This window comes from Gemmatimonas sp., from assembly GCF_044376735.1.
Classification (GTDB): domain Bacteria; phylum Gemmatimonadota; class Gemmatimonadetes; order Gemmatimonadales; family Gemmatimonadaceae; genus Gemmatimonas.
This window is the reverse complement of the sequence record NZ_JBILKJ010000021.1, coordinates 1-26,879: the sequence shown is the minus strand read 5'-3', so window position 1 is coordinate 26,879 and position 26,879 is coordinate 1. Positions and strand designations below refer to the sequence as shown.

Annotated in this window: 30 protein-coding genes; 7 read left to right on the top strand and 23 right to left on the bottom strand. The window is 67.2% G+C overall.

The features are described from left to right. Positions 1-3 precede the first annotated feature (3 nt). From ACIRA7_RS05450 to ACIRA7_RS05425, 6 genes are all read right to left on the bottom strand, one after another. Positions 4-852: an MBL fold metallo-hydrolase gene (locus ACIRA7_RS05450; protein WP_396219819.1), complete on the bottom strand. Its 849-nt coding sequence runs from the start codon at positions 850-852 to the stop codon at positions 4-6. Between the two features lie 342 nt (positions 853-1,194). Then, positions 1,195-3,444 (bottom strand): von Willebrand factor type A domain-containing protein, encoded by a 2,250-nt coding sequence (locus tag ACIRA7_RS05445; protein WP_396219818.1) that lies wholly within the window; start codon positions 3,442-3,444, stop codon positions 1,195-1,197. Continuing rightward, positions 3,434-3,967 carry an RNA polymerase sigma factor gene (locus tag ACIRA7_RS05440; RefSeq protein WP_396219817.1) on the bottom strand — a complete coding sequence of 178 codons (534 nt, stop codon included), beginning with the start codon at positions 3,965-3,967 and terminating at the stop codon, positions 3,434-3,436. The genes ACIRA7_RS05445 and ACIRA7_RS05440 overlap by 11 nt, the downstream gene beginning before the upstream one ends. An 85-nt stretch (positions 3,968-4,052) precedes the next feature. Further along, positions 4,053-5,282 (bottom strand): tRNA guanosine(34) transglycosylase Tgt, encoded by a 1,230-nt coding sequence (locus tag ACIRA7_RS05435; protein ID WP_396219816.1) that lies wholly within the window; start codon positions 5,280-5,282, stop codon positions 4,053-4,055. After that, positions 5,279-5,902, bottom strand: a complete 624-nt coding sequence (locus tag ACIRA7_RS05430) for an HD domain-containing protein (RefSeq protein ID WP_396219815.1) — start codon at positions 5,900-5,902, stop codon at positions 5,279-5,281. Before ACIRA7_RS05430 ends, ACIRA7_RS05435 begins: the two co-directional genes overlap by 4 nt. Further along, positions 5,895-6,485, bottom strand: a complete 591-nt coding sequence (locus ACIRA7_RS05425; RefSeq protein ID WP_396219814.1) for a YqaA family protein — start codon at positions 6,483-6,485, stop codon at positions 5,895-5,897. The genes ACIRA7_RS05430 and ACIRA7_RS05425 overlap by 8 nt, the downstream gene beginning before the upstream one ends. A 51-nt stretch (positions 6,486-6,536) precedes the next feature. Between ACIRA7_RS05425 and ACIRA7_RS05420 the strand changes: the two genes are divergently transcribed. Further along, positions 6,537-7,727 (top strand): phosphodiester glycosidase family protein, encoded by a 1,191-nt coding sequence (locus tag ACIRA7_RS05420; protein ID WP_396219813.1) that lies wholly within the window; start codon positions 6,537-6,539, stop codon positions 7,725-7,727. 234 nt (positions 7,728-7,961) lie between these two features. Here ACIRA7_RS05420 and ACIRA7_RS05415 read toward each other — a convergent pair whose 3' ends face one another. From ACIRA7_RS05415 to ACIRA7_RS05375, 9 genes are all read right to left on the bottom strand, one after another. Further along, positions 7,962-8,258: a YciI family protein gene (locus ACIRA7_RS05415; RefSeq protein ID WP_396219812.1), complete on the bottom strand. Its 297-nt coding sequence runs from the start codon at positions 8,256-8,258 to the stop codon at positions 7,962-7,964. A gap of 64 nt (positions 8,259-8,322) precedes the next feature. Beyond that, positions 8,323-8,775: a Fe-S cluster assembly sulfur transfer protein SufU gene (gene sufU, locus ACIRA7_RS05410; protein WP_396219811.1), complete on the bottom strand. Its 453-nt coding sequence runs from the start codon at positions 8,773-8,775 to the stop codon at positions 8,323-8,325. Next, the gene (locus ACIRA7_RS05405; protein WP_396219810.1) at positions 8,772-9,998 is read right to left on the bottom strand and encodes an aminotransferase class V-fold PLP-dependent enzyme; all 1,227 of its coding nucleotides are present in this window, start codon (positions 9,996-9,998) and stop codon (positions 8,772-8,774) included. The genes sufU (ACIRA7_RS05410) and ACIRA7_RS05405 overlap by 4 nt, the downstream gene beginning before the upstream one ends. Positions 9,999-10,046: 48 nt before the next feature. Beyond that, complete coding sequence (locus ACIRA7_RS05400; protein WP_396219809.1) at positions 10,047-10,379, bottom strand: Rieske (2Fe-2S) protein; 333 nt, start codon at positions 10,377-10,379, stop codon at positions 10,047-10,049. Next, positions 10,376-10,837 carry a Fe-S cluster assembly sulfur transfer protein SufU gene (gene sufU, locus ACIRA7_RS05395; protein WP_396219808.1) on the bottom strand — a complete coding sequence of 154 codons (462 nt, stop codon included), beginning with the start codon at positions 10,835-10,837 and terminating at the stop codon, positions 10,376-10,378. The genes ACIRA7_RS05400 and sufU (ACIRA7_RS05395) overlap by 4 nt, the downstream gene beginning before the upstream one ends. 5 nt (positions 10,838-10,842) lie before the next feature. After that, positions 10,843-12,174 carry a Fe-S cluster assembly protein SufD gene (sufD, locus tag ACIRA7_RS05390; protein WP_396219807.1) on the bottom strand — a complete coding sequence of 444 codons (1,332 nt, stop codon included), beginning with the start codon at positions 12,172-12,174 and terminating at the stop codon, positions 10,843-10,845. After that, entirely contained in the window at positions 12,171-12,917 is a 747-nt protein-coding gene (gene sufC, locus ACIRA7_RS05385) for a Fe-S cluster assembly ATPase SufC (protein WP_396219806.1), read from the bottom strand. Before sufC ends, sufD begins: the two co-directional genes overlap by 4 nt. Positions 12,918-12,958: 41 nt before the next feature. Then, positions 12,959-14,392 carry a Fe-S cluster assembly protein SufB gene (gene sufB / locus ACIRA7_RS05380; protein ID WP_396219805.1) on the bottom strand — a complete coding sequence of 478 codons (1,434 nt, stop codon included), beginning with the start codon at positions 14,390-14,392 and terminating at the stop codon, positions 12,959-12,961. Beyond that, positions 14,389-15,075, bottom strand: coding sequence for a helix-turn-helix transcriptional regulator (locus tag ACIRA7_RS05375; RefSeq protein WP_396219804.1), 687 nt, complete (start codon positions 15,073-15,075; stop codon positions 14,389-14,391). Before ACIRA7_RS05375 ends, sufB begins: the two co-directional genes overlap by 4 nt. A 208-nt stretch (positions 15,076-15,283) precedes the next feature. On the opposite strand from ACIRA7_RS05375, the gene ACIRA7_RS05370 reads away from it, so the two are divergent. The 4 genes from ACIRA7_RS05370 to ACIRA7_RS05355 all read left to right on the top strand — a co-directional run bounded on the left by ACIRA7_RS05370 (position 15,284) and on the right by ACIRA7_RS05355 (position 17,049). Continuing rightward, positions 15,284-15,697, top strand: a complete 414-nt coding sequence (locus ACIRA7_RS05370; RefSeq protein WP_396219803.1) for a hypothetical protein — start codon at positions 15,284-15,286, stop codon at positions 15,695-15,697. Positions 15,698-15,732: 35 nt separating this feature from the next. Beyond that, positions 15,733-16,353: a M23 family metallopeptidase gene (locus tag ACIRA7_RS05365; RefSeq protein WP_396219802.1), complete on the top strand. Its 621-nt coding sequence runs from the start codon at positions 15,733-15,735 to the stop codon at positions 16,351-16,353. Then, entirely contained in the window at positions 16,337-16,687 is a 351-nt protein-coding gene (locus tag ACIRA7_RS05360) for a YhbY family RNA-binding protein (protein WP_396219801.1), read from the top strand. The genes ACIRA7_RS05365 and ACIRA7_RS05360 overlap by 17 nt, the downstream gene beginning before the upstream one ends. A gap of 98 nt (positions 16,688-16,785) precedes the next feature. After that, positions 16,786-17,049: an indolepyruvate ferredoxin oxidoreductase subunit alpha gene (locus tag ACIRA7_RS05355; protein ID WP_396219800.1), complete on the top strand. Its 264-nt coding sequence runs from the start codon at positions 16,786-16,788 to the stop codon at positions 17,047-17,049. A 73-nt stretch (positions 17,050-17,122) separates the two neighbouring features. On the opposite strand, the gene ACIRA7_RS05350 is transcribed toward ACIRA7_RS05355, so the two are convergent. The 3 genes from ACIRA7_RS05350 to ACIRA7_RS05340 are packed head-to-tail and all read right to left on the bottom strand — an operon-like array spanning position 17,123 to position 19,905. After that, positions 17,123-17,728 (bottom strand): methyltransferase family protein, encoded by a 606-nt coding sequence (locus ACIRA7_RS05350; protein WP_396219799.1) that lies wholly within the window; start codon positions 17,726-17,728, stop codon positions 17,123-17,125. Between the two features lie 45 nt (positions 17,729-17,773). Next, the gene (locus ACIRA7_RS05345; protein WP_396219798.1) at positions 17,774-18,580 is read right to left on the bottom strand and encodes an alpha/beta fold hydrolase; all 807 of its coding nucleotides are present in this window, start codon (positions 18,578-18,580) and stop codon (positions 17,774-17,776) included. Further along, positions 18,577-19,905 carry an AI-2E family transporter gene (locus ACIRA7_RS05340; RefSeq protein WP_396219797.1) on the bottom strand — a complete coding sequence of 443 codons (1,329 nt, stop codon included), beginning with the start codon at positions 19,903-19,905 and terminating at the stop codon, positions 18,577-18,579. Before ACIRA7_RS05340 ends, ACIRA7_RS05345 begins: the two co-directional genes overlap by 4 nt. A gap of 112 nt (positions 19,906-20,017) precedes the next feature. Between ACIRA7_RS05340 and ACIRA7_RS05335 the strand changes: the two genes are divergently transcribed. After that, positions 20,018-21,187: a ribonuclease D gene (locus ACIRA7_RS05335; protein WP_396219796.1), complete on the top strand. Its 1,170-nt coding sequence runs from the start codon at positions 20,018-20,020 to the stop codon at positions 21,185-21,187. Between the two features lie 251 nt (positions 21,188-21,438). Beyond that, positions 21,439-22,035, top strand: coding sequence for a signal peptidase II (locus ACIRA7_RS05330; RefSeq protein ID WP_396219795.1), 597 nt, complete (start codon positions 21,439-21,441; stop codon positions 22,033-22,035). A gap of 36 nt (positions 22,036-22,071) precedes the next feature. Here the strand turns inward: ACIRA7_RS05330 and ACIRA7_RS05325 are convergent, their stop codons facing one another. From ACIRA7_RS05325 to ACIRA7_RS05305, 5 genes are all read right to left on the bottom strand, one after another. Then, positions 22,072-22,455: a metal-sulfur cluster assembly factor gene (locus ACIRA7_RS05325; protein ID WP_396219794.1), complete on the bottom strand. Its 384-nt coding sequence runs from the start codon at positions 22,453-22,455 to the stop codon at positions 22,072-22,074. A gap of 37 nt (positions 22,456-22,492) precedes the next feature. Beyond that, on the bottom strand, positions 22,493-24,001 hold the full coding sequence (locus tag ACIRA7_RS05320; protein ID WP_396219793.1) for a serine hydrolase domain-containing protein: 1,509 nt from the start codon (positions 23,999-24,001) through the stop codon (positions 22,493-22,495). A gap of 207 nt (positions 24,002-24,208) precedes the next feature. Then, a complete protein-coding gene (locus ACIRA7_RS05315; protein WP_396219792.1) occupies positions 24,209-25,033 on the bottom strand; it encodes a matrixin family metalloprotease in 825 nt (274 codons plus the stop codon). A gap of 9 nt (positions 25,034-25,042) precedes the next feature. Continuing rightward, entirely contained in the window at positions 25,043-25,963 is a 921-nt protein-coding gene (locus ACIRA7_RS05310; RefSeq protein ID WP_396219791.1) for an alpha/beta fold hydrolase, read from the bottom strand. Further along, a partial coding sequence (locus tag ACIRA7_RS05305) for a patatin-like phospholipase family protein (RefSeq protein WP_396219790.1) occupies positions 25,960-26,879 on the bottom strand: 920 nt, incomplete at its 5' end. The genes ACIRA7_RS05305 and ACIRA7_RS05310, both read right to left, overlap by 4 nt.

The following is a 26,879-nucleotide window of genomic DNA, read 5'->3' as shown; positions in this document are numbered from 1 at the left end:
ACGTTACTTCGAAGCCCCATCGAGCTCCGTCCACAGGCGACGGATGGCGATGGGGCTTTGCTGTTCCGCCAGAAACCACTTCCCGTACGTGCCCCAGTTCACCTGCGCGATGGCCTGATCGACGGTGAGTCCGGCGGCCTTGAGCCGCTTCACCTCGGCGATCACGGCCACGAGCGCCTCGCGGAACGTCACGAGCTCTTCGCGCGACACCGTCGCGTCTTCGATGAAGCCGTGCCCCGGAATGAACCGGTCCACGTTCTTGAGGGCGAGCGCGCGGTCGATCGTGCGCACCCATTCGGCGCCGTAGGCTGAGCGCATGGCCGGGAAGACGCGATTCAGGTACGCCTCACTCATGAACAGCAGCTTCTCCGACGGCACTTCGACCATGAGGTCGCCGCCGGTATGCGCGCGCCCGAGGAAGCGTACGCGTACGCTGATGCCGCCGAGGTCGATGGTCTCGGTGTCGCTCGTCATGGCGGTAGGCGGCACGATCACGGCCGGGCGATTGGCGGCGACCGCCGCGGCAGAATCCTTCTTGAGTTGCGCCAGGGAGTTGGCGTGCACGATGAACTGAATGTCCCTCGGCAGCGCGCTGTTGCCCGCCGTGTGATCACCGTGATCGGAGCCCACCACGTACCACTTCACCGGCAGGGCCGAGATGGTCTTGATCTTGTCGAGCATGGTCTGCGTGGCTTGCACACTGCCTTGCCCGTCGGCCACGAGCACCCCGTTGCGTCCGATCACGATGAGACTGACCGTCGTGAAGCCGGGCTGACGGATCTCTTCGTAGCCGTACACCTTGTCGCTCAGCTTCACGAAGCGCGGGAACTCGCTGAGGGCGACGCCGCGCACGGCCGGATCGGCGGTGCGGACAGGAGACTGAGCCTGCAGCGAAGTCGCGGCGGCGGCAAGAAGAAGGAGAAGGGCGGCTGGGCGCATCTGGGTTCCGAGTTCTGGGTGCTGAGTGCTGAGTGCTGGGTGAACGGCGAACGGCGCTAAGAATCGACCGCGCTAAGAATGAACGGCGCTAAGGTAGGGAGCGCTAAGAATTAGCAGCGGGACCAGCGGAACCGCGAACAGCGCGGGGACACCCAGACTACGCTGGCCGCCCCCGCGCTGTTGATGCGCCCCAACGCGCCCCTCATTCTTCGCGCCGTTTACCTTAGCGCCCCTCACTCTTAGCGCCCTTCACTCTTAGCGCCGTTCGTAGTTAAGAAGCCGCCCCAGCATGTCGACGAACTCGGAGCGATAGCCGCCGTCGTCGCTTCCTTTCGCCGCCGTCGCCATGGCCAGCGCCGATCGCAGCGTCGCCGTGCCTTTGTGTTCGGAGTTGCGCAGCACCATCCCGAACTCGGCCACGGAGGCGGCAAAGCGGAAGTCATTGGACGCGCTGCGCCCGCGCCCGTCGATCACCGCCTGCGTGATCTGCCGGCTCGTGTTCTCCCCCGGCGTCTTGTAGCGCATCCGTACGAACATCAGCTCGTTCTTCGCCGCGTTAGTGCGTGGCGCGTCGGTGGCCGGCACCTGATATCGCAGCGAGTCCTGCTCACGCAGCGCGATGGTGCCCGTCACGCCGTTCGGCACCACTTCGTACAGCGCCGTGACCGAGTGACCGGCACCCATGTCGCCCGCGTCCTTCGTGTCGTCGGTGAAGTCTTCGGTGGCGAGCAGGCGGTCTTCGTAGCCGACCAGGCGATACGCGCGCACCGCCGCCGGGTTGAACTCCACCTGCAGCTTCACGTCGTTGGCAACGGTGACCAGCGTGGCGCCCATTTCCTGCACCAGCACTTTTCGCGCTTCCGCGATGTCGTCCACGTAGGCGTAGTTGCCGTTGCCGCGCTTGGCGAGCTTCTCCATCTTCGCGTCCTGATAGTTGCCCTCCCCGAAGCCAAGCACCGTCAGGTACGTCCCCTCGGCGCGCTTGCGCTCGATGAGACGCTCCATCTCGCCGTCGCTGCTGGCGCCCACGTTGAAGTCGCCATCGGTGGCCAGAATCACGCGGTTGTTGCCGGTGGGATTGAAATGTTCGCGGGCCGTGCGATAGGCCAGTTCGATACCGGCACCGCCGGCCGTTGAACCACCCGCTTCCAGTCGATCCAGCGCGGCCACGATCGTCGCCTTCTCGTCGCCGCTCGTGCTGGGCAACACGAGCCCGGCCGCACCGGCATACACCACCAGCGCCACGTGATCCTGTGGGCGCAGCTGGTCCACCAGCAGGCGCAGCGACGCCTTCACCAGCGGCAGCTTGTTCCACGCGTTCATCGACCCCGACACGTCGATCAAGAACACCAGGTTGCTGGGCGGCAGTGCGGCCGTCTCGATGCGACGCGCTTGCAGCGCCACCCGTACGAGTCGGTGCTTCGGCTGCCACGGCGCCGCCATCGTTTCCGTCGTGATCGACACCGGCGCGTTCCCCGTGGGCGACGGCAGATCGTAGGGGAAGTAGTTGATCAGCTCCTCGATGCGCACCGCGTCTGGCGGCGGCGTCTGCCCCTGCGCAATGAAGCGCCGCACGTTGCTGTACGAGGCGCGGTCGACGTCCACCGAGAACGTGGAGCGTGGATGCACCGACACCGAGAGAAACGGGTTGTCGTCGATCTTGTCGTACTGCTCGCGGTTGCCGCCGGCGTCGCGACGCCGTTCCGCGCGTGGGCGGATCATCTCGGGAGAGACACTTCCCGCCACGCCAAGGGCCACGCCGCCGGCCACGCCACGGCCGCTGAAATCCCGCGCCGACGGCGCCGGTGCCGACCGTGCCAATGGCGGTGCCGACGGCACGTTGATGGCCGCGTTCTGGCGACTGGCATCCTGCGCTGTAAGCACCTCGCGCAGGGCCATCACCGTCGTCTGCATCGCAGGTGCCTCGGCGAGCTCCGCCGCCGCCTTCGACGCCGCCGTCTTCGGCGCCGCCGCCTTCGATGCCTCCGCCTTCGGCGCCTCGGCCTTCGGCGCCTCGGCCTTCGGCGCCTGAGCGATCGGCGCGGCCACCGCCGGCACGGCGACATCAGCCATCGTTCGTTCCACCGCCGGCGTGCGCGACATCACCCACGTGGTTCCACCCGCCATGAGCGCCAGCGCCGCGGCCACTCGGAACGCCGGCCGCGCGAACCACGCCGTCGCCGCCTTCTGTTCGGCGTGCGTGCGCCGATCCGCCTGCGCCACGATCGCGGCGGCAGCCTTCGCGGTGTCGGCCGGCGACACCACCCCAGCCGGCGCGTCATCGAGCGCCCCGAGAATGCGCGACGTGGCCGCCATGTAGCCGCGCAACGTAGCGACCTCGCGCTGGCACACCGCGCAGCCCGCCACATGCGCCTGCACCTGCGTCGTGCTCGCGCCGTCGAACGCATCGTCCAGCCACGTCTGCAGTGAGCCTTCGTCGGGATGTCCCGCCTCGGTCCAGACGATCGCCAGTGCGTCGTCCGGCGTCATTTCGTTATGCGACATCGGCTCCTCCCTGTGCGTCGCGCTCGCGAACGAGCGACTCGTAGATGTCCACCAGGCGGCGTCGGGCGCGTGAGAGCGTCGTGCCCACGGATCCCACCGACAGGCCAAGCGTGGCGGCGATTTCGTGATAGTCGAGGCCTTCTTCGCGCAGCAGCAGCGCCGCGCGGTCTTTCTCGCCGAGCGCGTCGATGGCGGAGCGTGCGAACGCCTGTTCGCGCAGCTGCTCTCGCTGTTGCTCCTGCGACACGGACTCGTGTTCGATCGTGTGCGCCTGCGATTCGTCGGCCCGCAGGGCGTCGAGATGGCGGCGGTGGCGCGTGGCACGGCGGCCTTCGTCGCGGATCAGATTCGTGGCCACGGCAAAGAGCCACGAACGTTCGTTCGTGAGCGGCAGATGCCGCATGGCGCGGAGAAAGGTCTCCTGCGCGAGTTCGTCCGCGAGATCACGGTCGCCAAGGCGTCGCGCGAGATAGCGCACGACGGGCTGGTGGTATTCGCGGAACAGTCGGTCGATGTCGTCCATCGCCTCGGGAGCTGGGGGTTCACGAGTGGGACGCCGGCGCGGCCGGAACTTGCACACGCCCGCAGTAACCGTCCGCGCCGCGTTGCTAGGCGCCCTTGGCCCGATACCGCTCCAGCCAGGCCGTCGACCACGAGTCGAACCGCTCCTCCCGGATCGCCCCCCGGATCTGTTCCATGAGCCGTAACAGGAACGTCAGGTTGTGCAGGGCCAGCAGGCGCTGCCCCAGCGGCTCCTCGTTGTCGTGCAGGTGCCGGAGGTAGGCGCGGTCGTAGTCGGTGCAGGCGGGGCAGGGACACGTGTCGGTGAGCGGCCGGCGGTCGGTGCGATGGCTGCTCTTTCGGATCGAGACTTTGCCGTCTTCGGTGAAGACGGTGCCGTGCCGCCCCATTTTCGTGGGGGCAACACAGTCGAACAGGTCCATGCCGCGACGCACCGCCTCGATGAGATCATCGGGGAAACCGACGCCCATGAGATAGCGTGGCTTGTCGCGCGGCAGCAGCGGCGCGCAGGTATCGAAGGTGGCGTACATGAGCGGCTTGGCCTCGCCCACCGACAGGCCGCCCATGGCGATGCCGGCCCAGTCGCCCGTCTGCAGAATGCCGTGGATCGATGCCGTACGCAGGTCGTCGCTGGTGCCCCCTTGGATGATCGGGAACAGCGCCTGTGGAGGCGCCATGCGCTCGAGATCAGCGTCGCCCCCGTACATCGCCGGCGCGCCGTCGGGGACGGCGAACGACTTCGCCGGCTCCCGCCCGTCGCGCTCGAGTCGATCGAATTCAACGCGGCACCGCTCCAACCAGCGCAGGCTCCGCTCCATCGCCGAACGCGACGCCGCATGCTCGGCACCACCTTCAATCAATTCGTCGAGCTGCATGATGACATCGGCACCGAGATTGCGCTCGATCTGCATCACCCGCTCGGGCGTGTAGTTGTGGCGTGACCCGTCCGAGATGCTCTTGAACGTCACCCCCTCTTCGCGCACCTGCCGGAACTTGGCCAGCGAGAACACCTGGTAGCCGCCGGAGTCGGTCAGCATCGGGCCGCTGAAGCGCGAGAAGGCGTGCAGCCCGCCCAACGCCCGAACCATCTGATCGCCCGGATTGAGATACAGGTGATACGCGTTGGCGAGGAGCATCTGCGTGCCCATCGCGCGCATCTCGCGCATGTCGATGCCGCGCACCGCGGCCCGTGTGCCTACCGGCATGAATTCCGGTGTCTGGACCACCCCATGCGGCGTCGTGAACCACCCCAGTCGTGCCCCTTCCCGGTCATGCGACGCGCGAAAGGCGAAGCCCGGTGACGTCGTAATGCTCACGAACCCTCGCCCACACCGGTACCGCGCGCCGCCTGCTCGAGTGCGCGCTGCTGCGTTTCCGCATCCATCACGTGACGCAGCGCCACCAGCACCGGATGATCGCGCGTGTAGGCCGCGCCGTACTCGATGTTGAACAGGAAATCGAATCCCTCCGGCATCGCGCCCTGATTGTGCTGCAGAATGGTCTCGAGCTTGTCGAGGCCCTTGGCCAGCTTGGCCTCGGGGCTGGCGGCCGCCTCGTACTCGTCCCACAGCGCCACGAGGTCGGCCCGCACGGCCTCCGGCAACGGTTGGACCAGCTGCACGAGATCCGCCCGCTCCTGCTCCGCCTTGTTGGGCACCGACGCTTGCAGCGCCGCCGAGATGTCGCCGCGGATCGCCTCACCGAGGTCATGTACGAGGCAGATGCGCAGCAGTTTGCCCACGTCGATGCCAGGACACTGCGGCGCCAGCACCAGCGCCATGAGGCACAGCCGCCACGTATGCGCGGCCACGGTTTCCTGACCGCCGTCCGACGTCCACGATGTGCGCGTCATGTACTTCAGCGATTCGGCCGCCCGCAGAAACGCGAGCGTCCCCTGCAACTCGGCGCCAAGTGGTGACGCGGAAAACTCACTCATGCGGACGTGGTGACGGCGTGGGAGAAGACGGATCGGAGGGAGCAACCTGCGTGTGCTTGGTAAACCGGGCCACGGCATCGGCACCGCCGTGACGGACCAGCCACGCGAGCCCCAGGGCGCGGGTGAGGCGGCCGGCAGCCAGTGCCAGGAAGAACTGGTGAAACGGCACCCCCGCGGCACCCGAGGCGATGCTGGTGAGCTTGGTCGACAACGGGGACATCGTGCTGGCAAAGATTGCCCAGCCACCATACCGCGCCAGTGTCCCGCGATACTCGTCGATCGTGGCCGTCGTGATGGCGAAGTACCGTGACACCGGCCCCTCCAGCCAGCTCAAGGCCTGCGCCCCGGCGACATACAGGACGACGCTGCCGATCAGCGTGCCGGCCGTGGCCACCAGCGCGTACCGGTAGGCGCGTGCCGGACGCGCGAGCGCCAGCGGGAGGAAGAACACGTCGACGAAGCCCGGAAAGACGCAACCTTGCAGCAGTCCCCATCCGAACACCACGCTGTTCGACCATCCCGCGTCAGCCCAGTGCTCGAGGCGCGCATGGGTGCGCGCCAGCCAGGTCGGCTCGAGTGACATAACCGGAAAGATAACAGCGCCAAGTGATGGGTCGACACGCATATTTCGGCCATGCGACTTCGATCTCTCGTGTGGCCGCTGCTGGCCGCGCTGCCGGTATTGTCGGCCTGCCGCACCCTCGCGCCGGGCCGTTCCCCTCGCTGTCCGTTTGCGGTCGCGCCCACGGTGGCCGACACCATCGACACCGAGGTGCTCTCCAGCGCGGTGCGATTGCATCGGTTGGTGAACGTGAAGGCCCCGTGGCGGGCCTGGGTGCTCGACGTGAACATGTCGGCGTGCGCCAGTGTGCAGGCGGTGAAGGGGGAGGCCACGGCCGTGGGACGCAACACGACGAGCGTGCTGTTGTCGCGGCTGCCGGCGGCATCGCGCCCCATCGCAGCGGTCAACGCCGACTTCTTCCTGTTCGCGCCGCCCGGCGTACCCACCAACGCGCACATCGAACGCGGCACCGTGCTCGCTGGCCCCGGCCCGAACGTACTGCTCGGATATGACGCGCAACGCGGCCTGTTCATCGATTCCGTACGCGTGAGCGGCGCGGTCTCGTCACCGCGTGGAACGGTCGCACTGCTGAACTGGAATCGACCGGCCCCGAACCGCGCCGGACTGGTCGACGCCCACTGGGGCGTGCCGCTCGATACGCTGGTGCGCACCCGTGCGGTGCGGCTCGAGCCACTCGTGGCCGTGCAGCAGGATACGAGCGCCGGCCGGTACGTCGTACGCGCGGCGCGGCCGGCTGACACGCTGGTGTTCGGCGACACGCTGCTGCTGATCGTGCCACCGGCTCAGCGCACGCGGGTGATGGCCGGTGACACCGTCACCGTGCAGCGGCGCCTCACCCCCTACTGGCCGCGCGAAACGGTGGGCGGGCGCGGTGTGCTGCTGATCGACAGCGTGGTGGGCGCCGATGTGGATCGCGAGGGCAATGCCGGCTTCCAAGGGCTCAATCCGCGCACCGCGGCCGGCATCGCGCGAGTCGGCACTTCACAGCGGCTGCTGCTGGCCGTGATCGACGGACGACAGCCGGGCTACAGCATGGGGATGACGCTGCGGCAAACGGCGGAACTGCTGCAGTCGCTCGGCGCCCAGCGCGCGATCAATCTCGATGGTGGCGGCTCGTCGGCCATGATCGTGCGCGACCACGCCACCGGTGCGTTGCGGGTGCGCAACAAGCCGTCTGATCCGACCGGCGAGCGGCCGGTCGGGAACGCCCTCGCGGTGCTGGGCGTCTGCGCAGGGCGCTAGTCGTGCGGTCGTGCTGACGGCGAGGGCGTAGCCAGCGGAACGTCAAGCGGTTCGCGCGAAGCTCGCGAAGAACAGCAAAACAAAAAATTGAGAGAAACGTCGTCGTCGACGATCCCGCTTGGATACACCGCTGTTCTTCGCGTGCCTTCGCGGCCCTTCGCGCCCTTCGCGCGAACCGCCAGACCGTCCGCCAATTACGAACGGTCCGCAAGCACACCGAGCACTCCCCGCCGACTACAGCGTGTCGAGCCCTTCCGTGCCGATCACGGGGTTCCACGGCAACAGCTCGTACTGCGCCAACGAGCGCTTCGTAAACGGATCACCGTCGCGAATGCGGTCCAGCGCCGCCCCCATCTCCTCGCCGTCGGGGATGCGCAGGAGCAGTCCGCCGCCGGTACGCGGATCGAACGGCCCCGACGCGAGCAACAGCCCCTGCGCCTTGAGTTCCTTGAGATAGGCCCGATGCTCGTCAACGTACGGAGCGATCTCGTCGAACGGGCGGCGGTAGCGGATGATGGCGAGTGCGTACATAGGCGGAATGGAACGCCGTGCTCCGGCCGAGTCAACCATTCCCGGACGTTCGCGCGCCGCCGCGCTACCGTTTGGCCGCGAGCGCCTCGCGCAACGCTTGCCAGGGCAGCATCGCACAGCCGTGGCGCCCCGGGAATGGGGCGACCCCCAGCAATGGCGTCAGCGCCGGCGGGAGCCCCAACTCCGCGTCCGCCCCCGACGCGTGCAGCATGCGATCCACGGCATCCGCAACGGCCAGCGACGCCCCTACTGTGCGCCCCGCCACGGCATCGGTCATCATCGAGGCCGACGCCGTCGCGATCGAGCAGCTGCGCCCCGTGAAGGCGACGTCGCGCACCGTGTCGGCGTCGAGCGACACCATGACGGTGATCTCGTCGCCGCACACCGGATTCTTGCGCGCGCCGCTCGTCGTGGGCGCCTCGATCACCCGCCGGTTGTGCGGCGCGCGATGGTGGGCCAGCAGGGCGTCCTGATACATCGCCGCGATGCTCGCCGTGAACGGCGCGACGCTGCTCAATCGACCGTCGCGAACAGCTGCTGGGCCGCCGTGAGGGCGCCGACCAGCGCGTCCACGTCGCGGCCATCGCTGTACACGTAGAAGCTGGCCCGCGCCGTCGCGCTCACACCCAAGCGCCGCATGAGTGGCTGCCCGCAATGATGTCCTGCCCGAATACACACCCCGTGCTGATCCAGAATCGTGGCCAGGTCGTGCGGATGCACGTCGGCCAGCGAAAAGCTCAGCACGCCACTCCGCTCAGCCGGGGGCGGTCCGTACACGGTCACCCCCGGCAAGGCCCGTACGCTGGCCTCAGCGGCCTCCAGGAGCGCGATCTCATGCGCCCGTACCTGGGCCATGCCCAGGCCGTCCAGATAGCGCACCGCGGCCGCCAGGGCCACGGCGTCGGCCGCGTTGGGGGTGCCGGCCTCGAACTTGTGCGGAAGCACGTTCCACGTACTGTCGGTGTCGCGCACCCACTCGATCATGTCGCCGCCGAACTGGTACGGTGGCATGGCCTCCAGGAGCGTGCGGCGCCCCACCAGGACGCCGATGCCCATCGGGCCCAGCAGCTTATGGCCGCTGAACGCGTAGAAGTCGACGTTGAGTGAATCGAAGTTGACGGCCAGATGCGGCACGGCCTGCGCGCCGTCCACCACGATCACGGCGGCCGAGCGCGCGCGCACGATACGCACCACGTCGTGCAGCGGCGTGATGGAGCCCACGGCGTTCGACACGTGGGTGATGGCCACGATCTTGGTGCGCGCGCCGACCACGTCACGCAGCATGTCGAGGTCGATCGTCTGCGTGGGCGTGAGCTCCACGATACGGAGCGTGGCACCGGTGCGCAGCGCGAGTTGCTGCCACGGCACGAAGTTGGCGTGGTGCTCGAGGGCCGACACCACGATCTCGTCGCCGGGTCCCACGTGCGCGCCGCCCCAGCTCGACGCCACGAGGTTCATCGACTCGGTGGTGCCGCGCGTGAAGATCAGGCAATCGGCGTCGGCCACGCCCACGAATCGCGCGATGGTGGCGCGGGCATCGCGATAGGCATCGGTGGCCAGCGCCGATAGCGCATACGCACCGCGGTGTGGGTTGGCGTTGGCCGTCTCGTAGAAGTGGCGCAGCGCATCGAGCACCGCCGCCGGCTTCTGCGACGTGGCGGCCGAGTCGAGGTAGTGCAGCGCCGGGTTGGCGGCGAGCAACGGAAAATCAGCGCGGGGCGCCAGAGACGCGATCGACATAGAACCTCTCGAAGACGAACGGGCGTACAGTCGGCGACGCACCACTCACTACGTATGGCGCGGCCCGACAAAGACATCCCCATCGGCGATCCGGACGGGATACGTGCCCAGATCATCGGTAGAAGGACCGGAAATCACGGCGCCGGTACGGACATCGAACCGCGCGCCGTGCCACGGACACTCGAGCACGCACGGCTCCACCACATCGCCGCCGGAGATCGCGAAGTCGCGATGCGGACAGCGATCGTCCACCGCGTGCACGGCGTCTCCCTCGCGCACCAGACACACCCGCCGCCCGTCGGTCATCACGACACCCAGCGGAAATCCCGCCTCGATGTCGCGGAGGGCCGCCGCCCGCACGAAGCCGGCGTCGACGCTCACGCTTCCGTGCTCACCGACGGCACGGCGTCGGTCGGACCGTCGTCGAGCGCGGCCTTGAGCGTATGCCACGCTAACGACGCGCACTTGACGCGCACCGGAAACCGTGAGACGCCAGAGAAGACGACCAGCTGCCCCAGATCCTTGCCGCCAGCGGCGTCCTGCCCAAGCACCAAGGCATGAAAGCGCCCAAACAGCGCTTCCGCCTCTTCGCGCGTTTTCCCCTTCACCGCCGACGTCATCAGCGACGCCGACGCCTTGGAGATCGCGCAGCCATGACCGGTGAATTTCACATCGGTGATCACGTCACCGTCCACATGCAACGCGACATGGACTTCATCGCCGCACAGCGGATTCTTGCCGTCCGCTGCCCGGTTGGCGCCATCGAGCGCACCGAAGTTCCGCGGCTTGCGGTTGTGGTCGAGAATGACCGACTGATAAAGCTCTTGAAGATCCGACATGATACTCAGTGACTGGTCTCACCCGTAAACCGCACCATCGTCAACTGCTCCAGCGCTTCCTTCACGGCCTCGTTCTCGATCGTTTCCAGCACGTCGGCCGCGAAGGCATACATGAGCAACTGGCGCGCCAGCAGCGGTCCCACGCCGCGGCTCTTCAGGTAGAACAGCGACGTCTCGTCGATGCGGCCCACCGTGGCGCCATGGGTGCACTTCACGTCGTCCGCGAAGATCTCCAGCTGCGGTTTGGTGTCGATCTGCGCGTCCCTCGACAGCAGCAGCGTGTTGTTGGTCTGCTTGCCGTCGGTCTTCTGTGCTTCGGGGTGCACGTACACCTTGCCGTTGAACACGCCGTGCGAGGCGTCATCGAGCAGCCCCTTGTATGCCTCGCGGCTGAAGCAATGCGGGGCCACGTGCTCCACGCGCGTCTGGTGATCACCGTGCTGCTCGCCCCCCAGCATGTACAGGCCGTTGAGCGTGGTGCCGCACCCTTCGCCGGCCAGCACCGTGAACACGTTGCTGCGCGAGAGCGCGGCGCCGGTCTGGAAGGTGAAGGCCATGAAGTGGCTGTCGCGCCCCTGCCGGGCCTCAACGGTGCCCACATGAAACGCGGTGGGCGATTCCCGTTGGATACGCAGCAGCTGCAGCGTGGCGCCGTCGCTCACCGACACCTCAACCACGGCGTTGGTGAAGTACGACACGTCGGCCAGCGCCACATAGCTCTCGATCACCGACGCCTTGGTGTGGCGCTCGGCGATCAGGACATGCCGCGGATGGCTCATCACTCCGGCGCCATTGCCGTCGGTCACGTGCAGGATGTGCACCGGCGCGTCGATCACCATGTCCTTCGCCATGTGAATCAGCACGCCTTCGCCGGCGAACGCCGCGTTGAGTGCAGTGAAGCCATCACGATCGGCCGGTGCCGCCACGCCAAGGTGACGTGCCACCAACTCCGGCTCCTGGTCCGCCGCGGTGGCCAGCGTCATCACCCGCACGCCCTCCGGCAGCGCGCTCAGCGACGACAACGCCGGGGCATAGCGTCCGTTCAGGAACACCACCAACGGCCATGCGCCATCGAACGTGTAGGGCTCGAGCGCGGCGGCATCGAGCGTACCCACCGGACGGTCGTGCGCGGCCACGAACGGCGTGCTCGCAATCGCCGATACACTCGTGTACTTCCAGTCCTCGCTGCGCGTGGTCGGGAAGCCGAGGCGCGCGAACGCCTCGGCGCCGGCGGCACGCAGCGTCGTGAGTGGGGCAGGGGCGCGGTCGGCCGCCGACGCGGCGAAGGCGCTGGCCTGCTCCTGGACACTCACCGCGGGGCTCACCGTGGTGCTCACGCCGCCTCCAACACCCAGTCGTATCCGCGGGCTTCGAGCTCCAGCGCGAGCGACTTGTCGCCCGACTTCACGATGCGGCCACCGGCGAGCACGTGCACGTAGTCGGGCACGATGTAGTTGAGCAGGCGCTGGTAGTGCGTGACCACGATCGCGGCGTTGTCCGGGCGCTTGAGGGCGTTCACCCCGTTCGCGACGATGCGCAGGGCGTCGATATCGAGGCCGGAGTCGGTTTCGTCCAGGATCGACAGCATCGGCTGCAGCACGGCCATCTGCAGGATCTCGTTGCGCTTCTTCTCACCGCCCGAGAAGCCCACGTTCACCGAGCGGCTCATCATGCTCACGTCCATGTCCACCAGCTTGAGCTTCTCCTCGACGACGTCGAGGAACTCCATGGGATCGACTTCCTCGAGCCCCTTCGACTTGCGGATTTCGTTGTAGGCGGCACGCAGGAAATACGCGTTGGTCACGCCCGGGATCTCGATGGGATACTGGAAGGCCAGGAACACGCCGTGCTGCGCGCGTACTTCCGGCGCCAACTCCAGCAGGTCTATGCCGTTGTAGGTCACGGAGCCGCCGGTGACTTCATACGACGGATGGCCGGCCAGCACCTGGGCCAGTGTGCTCTTGCCCGAGCCGTTGGGTCCCATGACGGCATGCACTTCGCCGGCGTTCACGGTGAGCGTGATGCCCTTGAGAATCGGCTTGCCGTCGATGGCGGCGTGGAGATCGGTGATCTGCAGCATATAAGTGCGAAGTAAGGGGTACGGAGTAGGGAGAGCGCCGGTTACCCGACGGAACCTTCGAGCGTGATACCGAGCAGTTGCTGCGCTTCGAGCGCGAACTCCATCGGCAGCTCCTTGAACACTTCCTTGCAGAAACCGCTCACGATCATGGAGACCGCCTGTTCAGCGTCGAGCCCGCGCGCCTTGAGGTAGAAGATCTGGTCTTCGCCGATCTTGCTCGTGCTGGCCTCGTGCTCGAGAATGGCGCTGTTGTTCCCCACTTCGACGTACGGGAACGTGTGCGCGCCGCAGGCATTACCCACCAGCATCGAGTCGCACTGCGTGTAGTTGCGTGCCCCCTCGGCCTTCGGCAGGATCTGCACCTTGCCGCGGTAGCTGTTCTGCCCCTTCATCGCCGAAATGCCCTTCGACACGATGGTGGACCGCGTGTTGCGGCCGATGTGGATCATCTTGGTCCCCGTGTCGGCCTGCTGCATCTTGCTCGCCACCGCCACCGAGTAGAACTCGCCGACGCTGTTGTCGCCCTGCAGGATCACGCTCGGATACTTCCAGGTGATCGCTGAGCCCGTTTCCACCTGCGTCCACGACACCTTCGCGTTGGTCATCGCCTTCGCGCGCTTGGTGACGAAGTTGTAGATGCCCCCGAGGCCGTTCTCATCGCCGGCGTACCAGTTCTGCACCGTGCTGTACTTCACCGTCGCGCCGTCGAGCGCGATGATTTCCACGATCGCCGCGTGCAGCTGATTGGTATCGCGCTTGGGCGCTGTGCACCCTTCCAGATAGCTCACGTACGAGCCTTCATCGGCGATGATCAGCGTCCGCTCGAACTGCCCCGTCTCCGCCGCGTTGATGCGGAAGTACGTGCTCAGGTCCATCGGGCACCGCACGCCCTTCGGGATGTAGCAGAACGAACCGTCGGAGAACACGGCGCTGTTCAGCGCCGCGAAGAAGTTGTCGCTGTAGGGTACGACGGTGCCGAGGTACTGCTGCACCAGCTCCGGGTGTTCGCGGACCGCCTCGCCGAACGACATGAAGATGATGCCGTACTTGCTCAGCTCTTCCTTGTATGTCGTGCCGACCGACACCGAATCGATGACGGCATCGACCGCGACCCCGTTCATGCGCTTCTGTTCGCTCAGCGAGATGCCGAGTTTGTTGTACATCTCGAGCAGCTGCGGGTCCACCTCGTCGAGCGACGCCAGGGGCTTCACCGACTTCGGCGCGGAGTAGTAGCTCGCCGCCTGATAGTCGATGGGCGGATACTGCACGTTGCCCCAATGCGGCTCGGTCATCGTGAGCCAGCGACGGAACGCCTTCAGGCGCCAGTCGAGCAGCCACTGGGGCTCGCCCTTCTTCGCCGAAATGAAACGCACCGTCTCCTCGGACAGGCCGGGCGGGAGCGTCTCCGCCTCGAAATCCGTCGTGAAGCCGTACTGGTACTCGCGATTGACCAGGGACTCGATGGTCGAACTCATGCCTGCTCCTGTTTCTCAGCCAAAAGGTGGCTTGCCACGCCATATTCACATCGGCCACAGCCGTCCATCCGATGCGCGCCGCGCACCAATGGAACGCCCAGCAGCCGCTCCACGAACTTCGCCTCCGCCGCGCACGCTTCCGGGAAGCGTTCGGCGATCTCCCGCACCGCGCAATTGTGAATGCGCAGCGTGGTCTCTCCCGGTGCCCCATCGGCGCCGTGTACCGGCACCGCCTCCGCCATGTAGCCTTTGGCCGTCAACAGCTCGGCCACCAGCGGCATACGCTCGTCGAGCGGCAAGGCCGCCAGCACCGGACCGGCCTCGTCGGCCAGCCGGTTCCATTCGGACTCCAGTACCCCCGCCACGGCCGCCGTGCCCTGTTCGGCCCGCAGCGCATCCAGCGCCGTGGCCAGCACCGACACGTAGCTGCGGGGGAAGAGGGCCTCGCCGGCCGGCGTCAACGAATACGCGAACACCGGCGCACCCACGCCGTGTACCGCGCGATCGTAACGCACCAACCCATCCTCTTCGAGGGCCTTGAGGTAGCGACGGAGCCCGTTGGCGGTGAGGCCGAACTGCAGCCCAAGCTCATGCGCCGTGAGCGGCTGCGCTTTCTTCAGCGCAACCAGTAACTCGGCCCGAACCCCCCGAAATCCCCCCAGTGCTCCGATCACATCCTGCATCAGGGATAGTATAACTCGGATTTGGCCATTACGTCAACGAATCTGTTGACGAATTGCCCAGCGCCACCGGCCGATGGCGGTGCGTCAAGAAATCCGTCATCTTCCGAATGGGTATCGCGCCGCGGCGCGCCGCCGTGTACGATGTTTTGTTTCCCGGATCATCCGCGGTCGACCTCACCCGCAGTACCCAACGGAGCCACCCCGCGTCTTGCGCCTGACTGTCATCGTAGCCGTGGTGGTGCTGGTCATCGGACTGATCGCTCTGATTCGCGCGCAGCGCATCAATCGGGCGTCGATCGAGCGCGACGGACTGTCGCGCTTCCGTGATGCGTTCCGCGGACGTTACCCTGAGCTGCTGTTGGCGCATGTGTACGCCTATCTGGCCGAGCGTCACGGCGCCGTCGAACCGCATTACATCGTCAACCCCAGCGACGATCTGCGGCGCGAGCACGGTCTCGTCGATCTGGATCTCGAGGATGCGGTCCTGGTCATTGCCGATCGGGCCGGCGCTCGTCTGCCGCGGGCGCAGGAACTCGACGAGCTGAAGCTGACGGTGCGGTCGGTGGACGACCTGCTGCGCTACCTCGAGCCATTCTTTCGTCCGGAAGTGGTCAAGGGGTGAGGGCGCGGCGCGCGCCGGTCCGCTCAGCGACGGCGATGGCGCTGCTCTGGGTGGTGGCGGCCTGTTCGACCTCGCGCCGGGTCCCGCCCGTCACGGTACCCGCCTCCGACGCGGTGTTGCCCCCGACCGCCGCACCGCGGCCAATCGGCCCCACGCCAGCGCATGTGGGGCCGCTCGACGCGCGGGTGAGTACCGACGACCTCGACGCGCTCTGGGAGCGCCAGCTCATGGTCCCCGTCGAGGGAATCCCGCGGCAGGCGCTCCGGGACGATTTCACCGCCAAGCGCGGTGCGCGTATTCACGGGGCCCTCGACATTCTTGCCCCTCGTTACACCGCGGTCGTGGCCGCCGACGATCTCGTCATCGGCCGCCTCTTCTCCGGGCCGGTGGGTGGCATCGTGATCTACGGGTCCGATCCCACTGAGCGCTTCGTGTACTACTACGCCCACCTCGCGCGTTATCGGAAAGGGCTCGCGGTGGGCGACCGAGTCGCCAAGGGATCGGTGATCGGCTACGTTGGGACAACGGGCAACGCACCACCGGACACGCCGCATCTCCATTTTCAGGTGATGAAGCGGGCGGCGGGGCGCGCATGGTGGGACGGTCCCGCCATCAACCCGTTTTCGTTCTTTGCGCTCGATGCCCTGCGTCCATGACGTCGGCGCGCAGGCGCCCGAGGGAGTCATGAGCATGAAGGGCAAGGACCGTGCGGCGTTGCGCGCGGAAGCACACCACCTGAGTGTGCAGGTGCACATCGGCCACGCCGGGCTGACCCCGGCGCTGCTCGCCAGCCTCAATGACGTGCTGCGCACGCATGAATTGGTGAAGCTGCAGGTGGCCAAGGCCGGCGACCTGACGGCCAAGGAGGCTGCCCGGGATGCCGCCGAACGCGCGCGCGCCGAAGTGATTCAGGTGATCGGTCGCACGTTCACCCTGTATCGCGAGAATCCCGATCTCAAGCGCGGTGAACTGCCGCCCTGGCGCGGATAAGTTCCCGACGCCGGTCCGCTTGTCGTGCGTGCGCCGCCGAGTATCTTCCCCTTTCATTCGCCGCCATTCCTGGTCGCGTCGGACCCGAGACTTCGCTCATGCCCTACGTCATTACTGAAGCCTGCATTTCCGTCAAGGACAAGTCGTGTGTGGACGTCTGCCCCGTGGATTGCATCTACGAGGGGGAAGACCAGCTCTACATCCACCCCGATGAGTGCATCGACTGCGGCGCGTGCGAGCCGGAGTGCCCCGTGACCGCGATCTTCCCCGAGGAAGACGTGCCGGTGCAGCTCAAGAGCTTCATTGGCAAGAACAAGGACGTCTTCGTCGGACCGACGCCGCCGGGACGCCCCACGCGCTGAGACGCGTCAATGCCGGATGCGAAGCGGGCCGCGACATCGTGTCGCGGCCCGCTTTCCATTGTGCCCGAACGACCTAGAGCGTCCAGCCGCGGTTCTTGAGCCAGAACAGGCCGCACAACACCACGTACTGCATCAAGGTCGAGCGCTCGCTCCAGATGGCCTCGGCCCAGTCGTGCCGGCCTTTTGTGCTGCCACTGGGTGGACGACCAAACCAGCGCGGTGTGCGAGCCTTGTACTCCAGATACTCCTGCCCGAAGATCGATTCCAGCACACCTTCTTCGTAGCGCACGATCAGCGTGTACTCGATCGCGAAAATCACGATCGCCACGGGAATGAACCAGTTCACGCCCGACACGACCGTGAAGCCGATCCACGCCAGGAAGTTGCCCACGTACAGCGGGTTGCGGCACCACGCGAACGCCCCGTACGTCACCAGCCGCTCCACCTCGCGCGAGCGACGACGGGTCACGGTTCCGGCGGCCGCCACACCCGCGGTGCGTACCAACTCGCCCAGCAACACCAGCAACAGTCCGGCCGTCCACGTCTGCGGGGACTGCACACCGGGCACCAGCAGCGGCACCGCCAGGAACGGCACGGGCAGCCAGCCGCGGTTCTTGAACAGCACCTGCCCGATGCGGGCAGCGGGTGTACGTTCGGCTTCGGAAATGGGAGCAGTCATCGACGGAGGAAAAGAGCAGGATGAAAAGCGCCGTCGATGAGTCGGTCAGACCGAATCGGCGAGTGACGCGAGGAAGTCGGACACGGCATGCGTCGTGGCCGCAGAGCGCTCAACGCACGGCAGGTGCCCCGCCCCCGCAATGATCTCCATGCGGACGCGCGCCGCAGCGGGAAGGGCTTCGGCGATCGCGCGCGCTTCGTTGATCGGCGTCAGCACGTCCTCTTCCCCCACCACCACGAGTGTGGGAACGGTAATCGTGCCGAGCGTTTCCCGTGAGTCCGGGCGATCGCGAAGCGCCTGCAGGGCCCCGGTGATCCCTGCGACCGACTGCCGGGCCATCATGACCCGCACGGCGTTCACCACGTCGGGGCGCCGCGCCCGGGTCTCCTTTCCCAGCATCCCCTGCAGCTGGGCGTCGGCAATCGCCCGCGCGCCGTCGCGCTTCACGAGCGCGATCAACGCGTCCCGGCGGGCGCGGGTGTCCTCCTCGTCGGCACCGGCCTTGGTGTCCGAGAAAATCAGGGCGCGAATGCGATCGGGGTGTCGACGCCACATGGCCATCGCCACGTAGCCGCCCATCGAGAGCCCGCACACGACGGCCGCCTCGATGCCGAGCCAGTCGAGCAGCGCCACGACATCGTCAGCATACTGATCCATCGAGAACGGCCCATGCGTGCTCGAATGGCCGAAGCCCCGCAGGTCGGGCACGATGCAGCGCACGTGCGGCGCCAGCGACGTGCGCTGCGCCGTCCACAAGGTCCGGTCGTGCGGAAACCCGTGCAGGAACACGACCGGCAGCCCGTCGCCGCTGTCGTCGAAGCCGACCTGGTATCCCGGGAGCTGGGCGATCATGTCGATCCCGGCGTTGGACCACGGTCCGCCACATCCATGACGGTGTCCGGATCGATGTCGGCACGCGCCACATCCTGCCCCATGCCGTGTCGCGCCATCGCCTGCTCCCGGGCGTTCTCCCGCTCGGCCATCATGCGCAGCGGCACCAGCACGGCCGCGGTGAGCGGCACCGCGACCACGAGCCCGATGAAGCCGAACACGAGGGTCATCAGCGACTGGGCGATCAGCGTGATCGCCGGTGGCAGATCCATCTCGCCGCGCATGAGATACGGAATGAGCAGGTTGTTCTCGAGGAACTGAATGCCCCAGTACGCGACCAGTACGGCCAGCGCCTTCTCCGGCGAGTCCACGAACGCCATCAGGATCGCCGGCACCGCACTCAGCACCGGTCCGACGGAGGGAATGAACTCGAACAGGCCGGCGATGAACGCGAGCGCGAACGGCGCCTTCACCCCCAGAAGCAGCAGCGCGATCATGCTGACCACGCCGATCACCACCATGGCGATCATCTGCGTCACGAGCCATTTGCGCAGCACGGTCGCGATTTCAGCCAGCACCAGACGGACCTGCGCCCGAGACGTGGCCGGGACCACCGAGAGGAGCCATCCGCGATACACCTCGGGCTCGGCGCCGATATAAATCGCGAGGAACACGAGCAGGACAAAGGACGCCGCCGCGGTCAGCGTGTTAGACACGAAAGAAAACAGATGGCGGGAGGCGCCGCCCAACCCCTCGGTGATCCGCCGCTTGATCGCCTCGCTCGGCGACGCGGCGATCGAATCGGACACCTGACGGGCGACCTGCGCGACGGACGGTTTGCGCGGGCCGGTGGTGGGCAATCCCCCCGCTACCGGGGCGACCACGGGACTGGGCGTCGGCGTCAATCGCGCGCTCGCCGGCGACGACGCCGCTGACTTGATCAGCGTGCCAATCAGCCCGGTGCGCTTCGAGTCGATCCAGGTCTGCAGCTTGTGAATCGCTTCGGGGAACTCGGTCTGCAGCTGCTTGCCCTGCTCGATCAACGTCGGTGCCGTCAACGCCAGGGCCCCCCCGATGGTGCCGAGTGTGCCCAGCACGATCAGTGCCGACGCGATGCCGCGGCGGACCCGGAATCGTTCGAGGAAGTCCACGCCACGGCCCACCGCCAGTCCGAAGAGCGTCGCCAGGAACACCAGGAACACGAGCGAGCTCACGGACCAGAGCAGCTGGAGCCCGAACCAGACGGCGAGCGCCACGACGGCGGCCCGGGCGAGATCCGCAGTACGCCAGCCTCGTCGCTCGGGGGGCAGCGGCGTGGGGAGGAGATCCTGATCGGCGGGGGGCATAGACACGAAACTACTGCGGAAGCCGTGCCAACGCGGTGTCGCCGGGGCCGGGCGCATTCATTCGACGAATTTCCCCCTCCGTGAAGCCGACCGATATACCTTTCGCACAGCCATGTCCGCATCCGCACCGCTGTATCTCGATACGGTCGACACCGTCGATCAGTTCCTCGCGAATCTCTCGCCAGTCCGCGCCATCGCGCTCGACACGGAGGGCGCGAGTTTTCACCGGTTCGTCGACCGCATCTACTTGCTGCAGCTGTCGACGGATCGCCATGAAGCCGTCATCGATCCGCTGCCGATCGGCAAGCCGTCGCGCCTCGGGGCGCTGATCGAAGATCCGCAGGTCGAGATCGTGCTGCACGACGCCGATTACGATCTGCGTCTGCTGCATCAGGACTATGGTTGGCAGGTGCGGAATCTGTTTGACACGCGAGTGGCGGCGCAGCTGCTGGGCATTCGCGCCTTCGGGCTCGCGGCGTTGCTGGAACAGTACTTCGGCCTCAAGCTCGACAAGAAGCATCAGCGCGCCGACTGGAGCATGCGTCCGCTCACCGCGGACATGCTCGATTATGCCGCGCAAGACACACGACACCTGCTTGGCCTGCGTGACAAGCTCCATCAGCAGCTGGTGTCGAAGGGGCGCTGGCATTGGGCGCAAGAAGAATTCGTTCGCGCGGAAACCACGCGCTGGGATCCTGATCAGGCCGAGCAGGGGTTTCTTCGGATGAAGGGCGCGCGCGATCTCACGCGTCGGGAGCTTGCGCGCCTTCGCGAGCTGGTGCGGTGGCGGGACGCGATCGCCGCCGAGCTCGATCGGGCCACCTTTCGCGTGGCCGGTAACGAAACGCTGCTCGATCTCGCACGACTGGCGCCGGCGTCTCGCGACGCGCTGTTCGCCGTGAAAGGGTTCCCGCGCGGCATGAACGACGCCCGGGCGCAGGACGCGCTCCAGGCGATTGCCCGCGGCAACGATGTGGCCGACGCCGACCTGCCTCGCTTTCCGAAGGCTGCGCGTTGGGACCGGGAGGCCGACTTCGACGATCGCGTCGCGCGGCTCAAGGCCGTGCGCGACGTCGTCGCGACCGACCTCGATCTCGATCCGGGCGTCCTCTGCTCGCGTGATCGGATGGAAGCGGTGGCGCGTCGTCGACCGCGCCACGTGGATGACCTGAAGGAGCTCCCGGAGCTCCGGAACTGGCAGGCCGAGGTGCTCGGCCCGGGCTTCGTGAAGGCGCTCGCGCCGTTTGCCACCCCCTCCGACTCGCCGTACAAGGCCGAGTAGCCTAGCGGGGGCCGTGGCGCGACAGTGTGGCGCGGCCGCCACGACCGTCTCGTGAGCGCACGGATTTTCGTCACCTTCGGCAGCGATTCCGCCGACCGGCCGCGCAGCTCAAGGCACCGCCCGACGCGTATCAAACGCGCTAAATGCATGGTTGGGAATGTTTTGCACTTTTTGACGAGCTCTGCGGTACCGCTCGAGCATGGACGGCAGCATGCGCTGCGGCCGCGGCACGGAGAGTGCAACGGATATGGATGAGCTTCCTCGGCCTGTTCGATCCCCTCCCTCCGCACCACCGCATGCGACTCGATATGCTTCGCGCTTCGCGCGTCCAAGGCCTGTTCGCCAGTGTCCGTATGCGTTTCGTCGCCCTTACCACGGTGGTGGCCGCCGTCGATCTGCTGTCCAAGGACATCGCCGTGCGGTCACTGGGATCCCATGGTCTTGTGTCGCTCAGCGATCGGTTCTCGCTGTTCGTCGTGTTCAATACGGCCAGTGCTGGCGGCGTCGATATTGGGCCCTACACGTGGGAGCTCAACGTGCTGGTCACGGCACTGGCGGTCGGTCTGATCGCGTCCGTCGTGCAAGGGATGGCGTTGGTGGACCGTCGCGCCACGTACGCGCTGGCGCTGGTCGCGGGCGGAGCCGTTGGCAACTTGCTCAGCATGATCTTCGGCCCGGAGGGCGTGGCCGACTTTCTGGCCGTTCGCGTGTCGGGAGACACCACGATCGTGGCGAATCTGGCCGATTTCGCGCTCTGGACGGGCGCCTCGATGCTGGCGCCGATTGCTCTCGTCTTGTTGCGCAAGGCCCGCGCCGAGAGCCGCGCCCCCGTGAGCGCCCGCCCCTAACAAGCGGCGGCGGGCTTCAGTCGGACGACTCGCTCGCTAGAAGCCCATGTAGGCCCGGACCCGAGGCTCGATGCGCTCCGGGGTCCAGGGCGGCGACCACACCAGGTTCATCGTGACGTCACCGATGCCGGGGATCGTGCGCAGTTGCTGCTCGGCCTCGCCCATGATTTCCGGGCCGGACGGGCATCCGGGCGACGTGAGGCTCATGTCGATCTGCACATTCGCCCCGCTCACGTGCACCTCGTAGATCAGGCCGAGATCGACAATGTTGAGATTGAGCTCAGGGTCCTTGACGCGTCGAAGCACCAGACGCGCCTGATCGGCAGAGATCGCACCGTCGGTCGTATCCGGCGGCGGCGCATCGGAGGGCTCCGTGCTGGCCGGCTCGGTGTCAGGCATCGGGTCTAGGCGTTCATCCATGCTGGAACAATAACCGATCAGTCCAGTCCCCGTTCGCCTAGCGCGGTGTCTTCGCGCGCTTTTTGCCGGTGGACTTCTTCTGGGCCACCGACGACTTCTTGGCCGTGGACTTCGTCTTGGCCGCCGACTTCTTCTTCACCACCGACGTCTTCTTGGCCACGGCTTTCGTCTTGGCGGCGGACGCCTTGGCGGAGGGCGACTTGGCCTTGGAGGTCTTGGCGGTGGACTTCTTGGCAGCGGCGCGCCGGGTTGCCGCCCGCTGGGCGGCTGCCCGTTGGGTCGCTCCCCGACGACGGGCCGCGGCGCTGCGGGAACGGCTGGATCGCAAGGGGCGGTTCCAATCCTGCGCGCGGTCGGCGCGGAAGCTCACCGGCATCGCCATGACGCCGCTCGGATCGTCCATCACGGCCAGCACGGCGGCGTCGGCCAGATCATTGCGCACGTCGGCAATGACCGTGCTGGGGCGACGGGCGCGGGCGGCATGCACCCGATTGGTCAGCAGGATGACGAACATCTGCCGGTCGGGATCGATCCAGAGCGAGGTCCCCGTGAAGCCGGTGTGGCCGAAGGCGCGCTCCGACATATACTGGCCGCAGCCCGCCCCACCGTCGCAGGTGTCCCATCCGAGGGCGCGATGGCCAGCCGCCCGCTTGGTGAACAGCGCCACCGCCGAATCGGACACCACCCGCACGCCGTTGTACACGCCGCCGTTGAGCAGCATCTGGGCGAACACCGACAGGTCCTCGGCCGTGCTGAACAGCCCCGCATGCCCGGCCACGCCCCCAAGCGCGTAGGCGTTCTCGTCGTGGACCTCGCCACGCAGCGGGTAGCCACGAGGGGGGGCGATTTCGGTCGGGGCGATCCGCACCGACGACATCGCCTCGGGTCGGAAATGCGTGTCCGTCATGCCCAGCTTGGCGAACACGCTCCGCGCGAGGAACGCATCGAGCGACTGGCCGCTGGCGGCCTCTGCCACAAAGCCCAGCAGGTCGGCGCCAAGATCGGAATACTCGTAGCAGCTGCCGGGGGTGCACTGGATCGGCGCGGCCAGCACGGCTGCCCGCGCTTCGATCGGGGTCTTCGCGATCCGCCAGAGTTCACGGCCGGCCGGGAGACCGGCCCGGTGCGTGAGCAGATGACGCACCGTCACCTGATCGCGCAGTCCGCCGGAGAAGTCGGGGAGGTACCGCGACACCGGGGCGTCGAGGTCCACCCGGCCCGCGTCATACAGCACCATGATGGCGGTCGTGGTTGCCACCACCTTCGTGAGCGACGCCAGATCGTAGATGCTCTCGCGGGACGTGACCGGCATGCGCCCCGTCCAATCGAGCGAGCCGAAGCCGCGGGACCAGACCGAGTAGCCCTTCCGGCCAACCACCACGGCGGCACCAGGATACCCGCCCGCATCGACCCCGCGCTGGACCACCCGATCGATCGTGGACAGGCGCGCCGACGACATGCCGACCGCCGCCGGCTCCCGCTCGGGGAGCCCGCTGGTGGCCGTCATGTCGGCAGCAGCAATCACGAGTGCGGCGAGCAGTAACACCAGAGGTGGCCGGCCATAGGGCGAAGAACCAGAGGTGGGCGTAACCGCCCACCATGAGCATTTAAGACCGACTGCCGCGCCCGTCAAGCGAACACGCACTGTTTCCACGATCCGGGCCGCCGAACGCAACGCGCGTGTGGTGCCGTCGCGGCCATGACCGATCCTTCGCGCCGTCCATGGCACCGCCGGTGCCGGATGAACCGCCGGCTATTTCATGCTGCCGGCGGGCACCGTGTAGAGCAGGCGCACGGTGGAGCGGTCGGCCTCGCTGAGTTCCCGCACGCGCACGCGAGCCGACATGATGTCATCGGCCGATTCGGCGTGATCGAGGCCGAGCAAATGACCGACTTCATGCAACGCAATCGCGCGCATCTCTGACGGGGTGACGAAGCCGCCGCCAGGATGCGACACCGCGAGTTGAATGGTGCTCGACACCAGCCAGAATGTGGCGTCGCGGCTCCAGATCGTCTTGCCGCTGATGCCGTTGGCGAAGGCACTGGTGAAGTGCACGTGCACGTCGGCACTCGCGGAATCGACCACGAACGTGAAGCGCACCGGAATGCCGGCCTGCACCCAGGTGTCGAACGCATCGCGCACCACCGGGAGATAGTCCGCGGTCCATCCCGCGACGTCGTCGCCGTCGCGCATGAAGACACGCAACGGCCTCGTGGTCCGGTCGGGCCAGCGCGTGAGTGCCGAATCGCGGGAGCGCAGCAACGCGTTCATGTACGTGCCAGTGATGCCGGGCGCGAGGCGACGACGCATCTCGTTGGCGGAAATCGACGGGCGTTCGGGGCGCACACGCGGGTCCGCCGCGACCAGTACCTCTTCGCCGTGTCGAATCGCGCGCGACGCGATCGTCCCGCGGTCGACGGCGATCCGCGGGTCTCGGCTGGTGAGCGGATCACGCGCCTCGATGGCGCCGCCGGCCTCGCTCCGGGCGGCGGCGGTGTGCACGCCGACGCTCTGCCCGCCAATAAAGCAGGCCAATCCGACCACACAGCAGGCGAGCAGCGTTTCCGCGGTCTTCATCGCGTCGCGTCAGGAGTCTGGTGATCCCTCCGCGAGGAAGGCATGCACCGCAGCAAAGAACGCGTCGGGGGCTTCCCAGAAGGGATTGTGCCCTGCCTCCGCGATCGGTAGCAGGCGCGCGCGGCCTAGATGCGCTGCCGTCCGCGTTGCTTCCGCGAGCGGCAGCACGTCCGCCACTCCATGCACGACGAGCGCTGGCGTGGGCAGGTCACGCAGCGTGTCGCGCCAGTCATAGCCGTCACGGCGCAGCCGCGCCGCGACGACCGCGCCGAGCGCGCTGCGGCCCTGCGGCGGTGCGACGCTGGCCGCAAACCGCTGGTCGGCGAACCACGCCGGAAAGAAGGCCTGCGTGTAGCTCGCGTGGACGTCCAGATGGGGGAGGGCCAGGGCGGCCGTGTCGAACGCCGCCAGCCGGGCCTGCGCGTCGCTCGACAACCGGGCCACGCCGGCGTGATGGAGCGGCGCGAGCCACGCACTGGTGACGCCCACGGCGTTCACCAGCACCAGTTTCCGCGTGGCCTCGAGATCCTGCGCCGTAGCCAGCATGGCGATGCCACCACCCCACGAGTGACCGAGGACATCCCACCGCGGGATGCCGAGCGCGGTGCGGAGCGCTGGGACATCGCCCGCGTCGAACTCGATGCGCGACGCGTGAATGCCCGGCGGCGACGCACTGCGGCCGCGGCCGCGCTGGTCGAAGAAGACGAGCTGCCGATGCGAGGCGAGGGCGGCGAGCGCCGGCCAGAGCAGCGTGTGATCGAACAACAGACCGCCGTTGATGCACACGAGCGGCAGTGCACCAGCAACAGGCGGTGTGAGATAGACGGCGAACTCCAGCCCGCGGGCGCGTACCACGCGGTGCTCGAGCGTTGGACGCGGCCCCAGCGATCGACGAAAGGCGAGGTAACGCTCGAGGGTGGAGAGGCTCATGTCCACGGGGTGACCGCCTCGATCAGGCGGCCTGTCTCGATGAGCTCGTGCAGCTCCTCGCCGAGGGCCGCGCTGGCGTCGAGAATCGTCTGCCAGCGCGTCATGCGCTGCGCTTCGGTGAAGTCGAAGAAATCGCGTCGATCGGGAATGCGTCCGCCAGGCAAGGAGGCCACGAACGCCGGTGATGGAGCGATGAGTAGCGTGCGCGAAAAGTTCGCCGCACCGGCGCGGCGCCAGGGCAGCGATTTGTCGAACCACCCGGGCACGATGTGGTCGTAGAAGTGCGCATAAAGGACAAGTCCGGGCCCCACGCCGTAGTCGAGATCGAGGTGATAGTCGGTCACCCCCCCATCCCAGTGCACGCCGGGCGCACCGGGAATGCGCACCCCCTCCATGAGCAGGGGAATCGATCCGGAGGCGAGGAGCGCCGCGCGCAGATTCTCAGGCGTGAGCGAGCGATGGACCGTGGGCAGATCACGCAGCTGCAGAAACGGCGAGTCGTCGCCGGCCGAGTGAAAGATCGTGCGGCGCAGCTGCCAGCCGAGCGACCGTCGCGTCACGAGGTTGGCGGTTGCGGCCAGCGTCATGGCGGTGGCCAGCACGGGTCGGCGGCTGCTCGACGCCATGCCGCGCGACTCGGCGGTGATCACGTGCACGCGAAACGTGGGGTGCGCGAGGATCTCGTGGACGCCGACGTCACCGAGCAGATAGTCGAGGGCGCCCGTGAGGACCTCGCTCACTTCGCGCGCCTCAGGCTTCGGCGTGTAGCGCTGGCGGTAGATGTACGCCTCGTGTCCGCGGGCGAGCGCGGCTACGGGATCCTGTTGCGCGAGACAGGCCATGCGCCAGCTGCCGATCGACGAACCGATGAGATGCAGCGGGCGGCAGCGCGGCTGTTGCAGCAGCTGGCCGAACA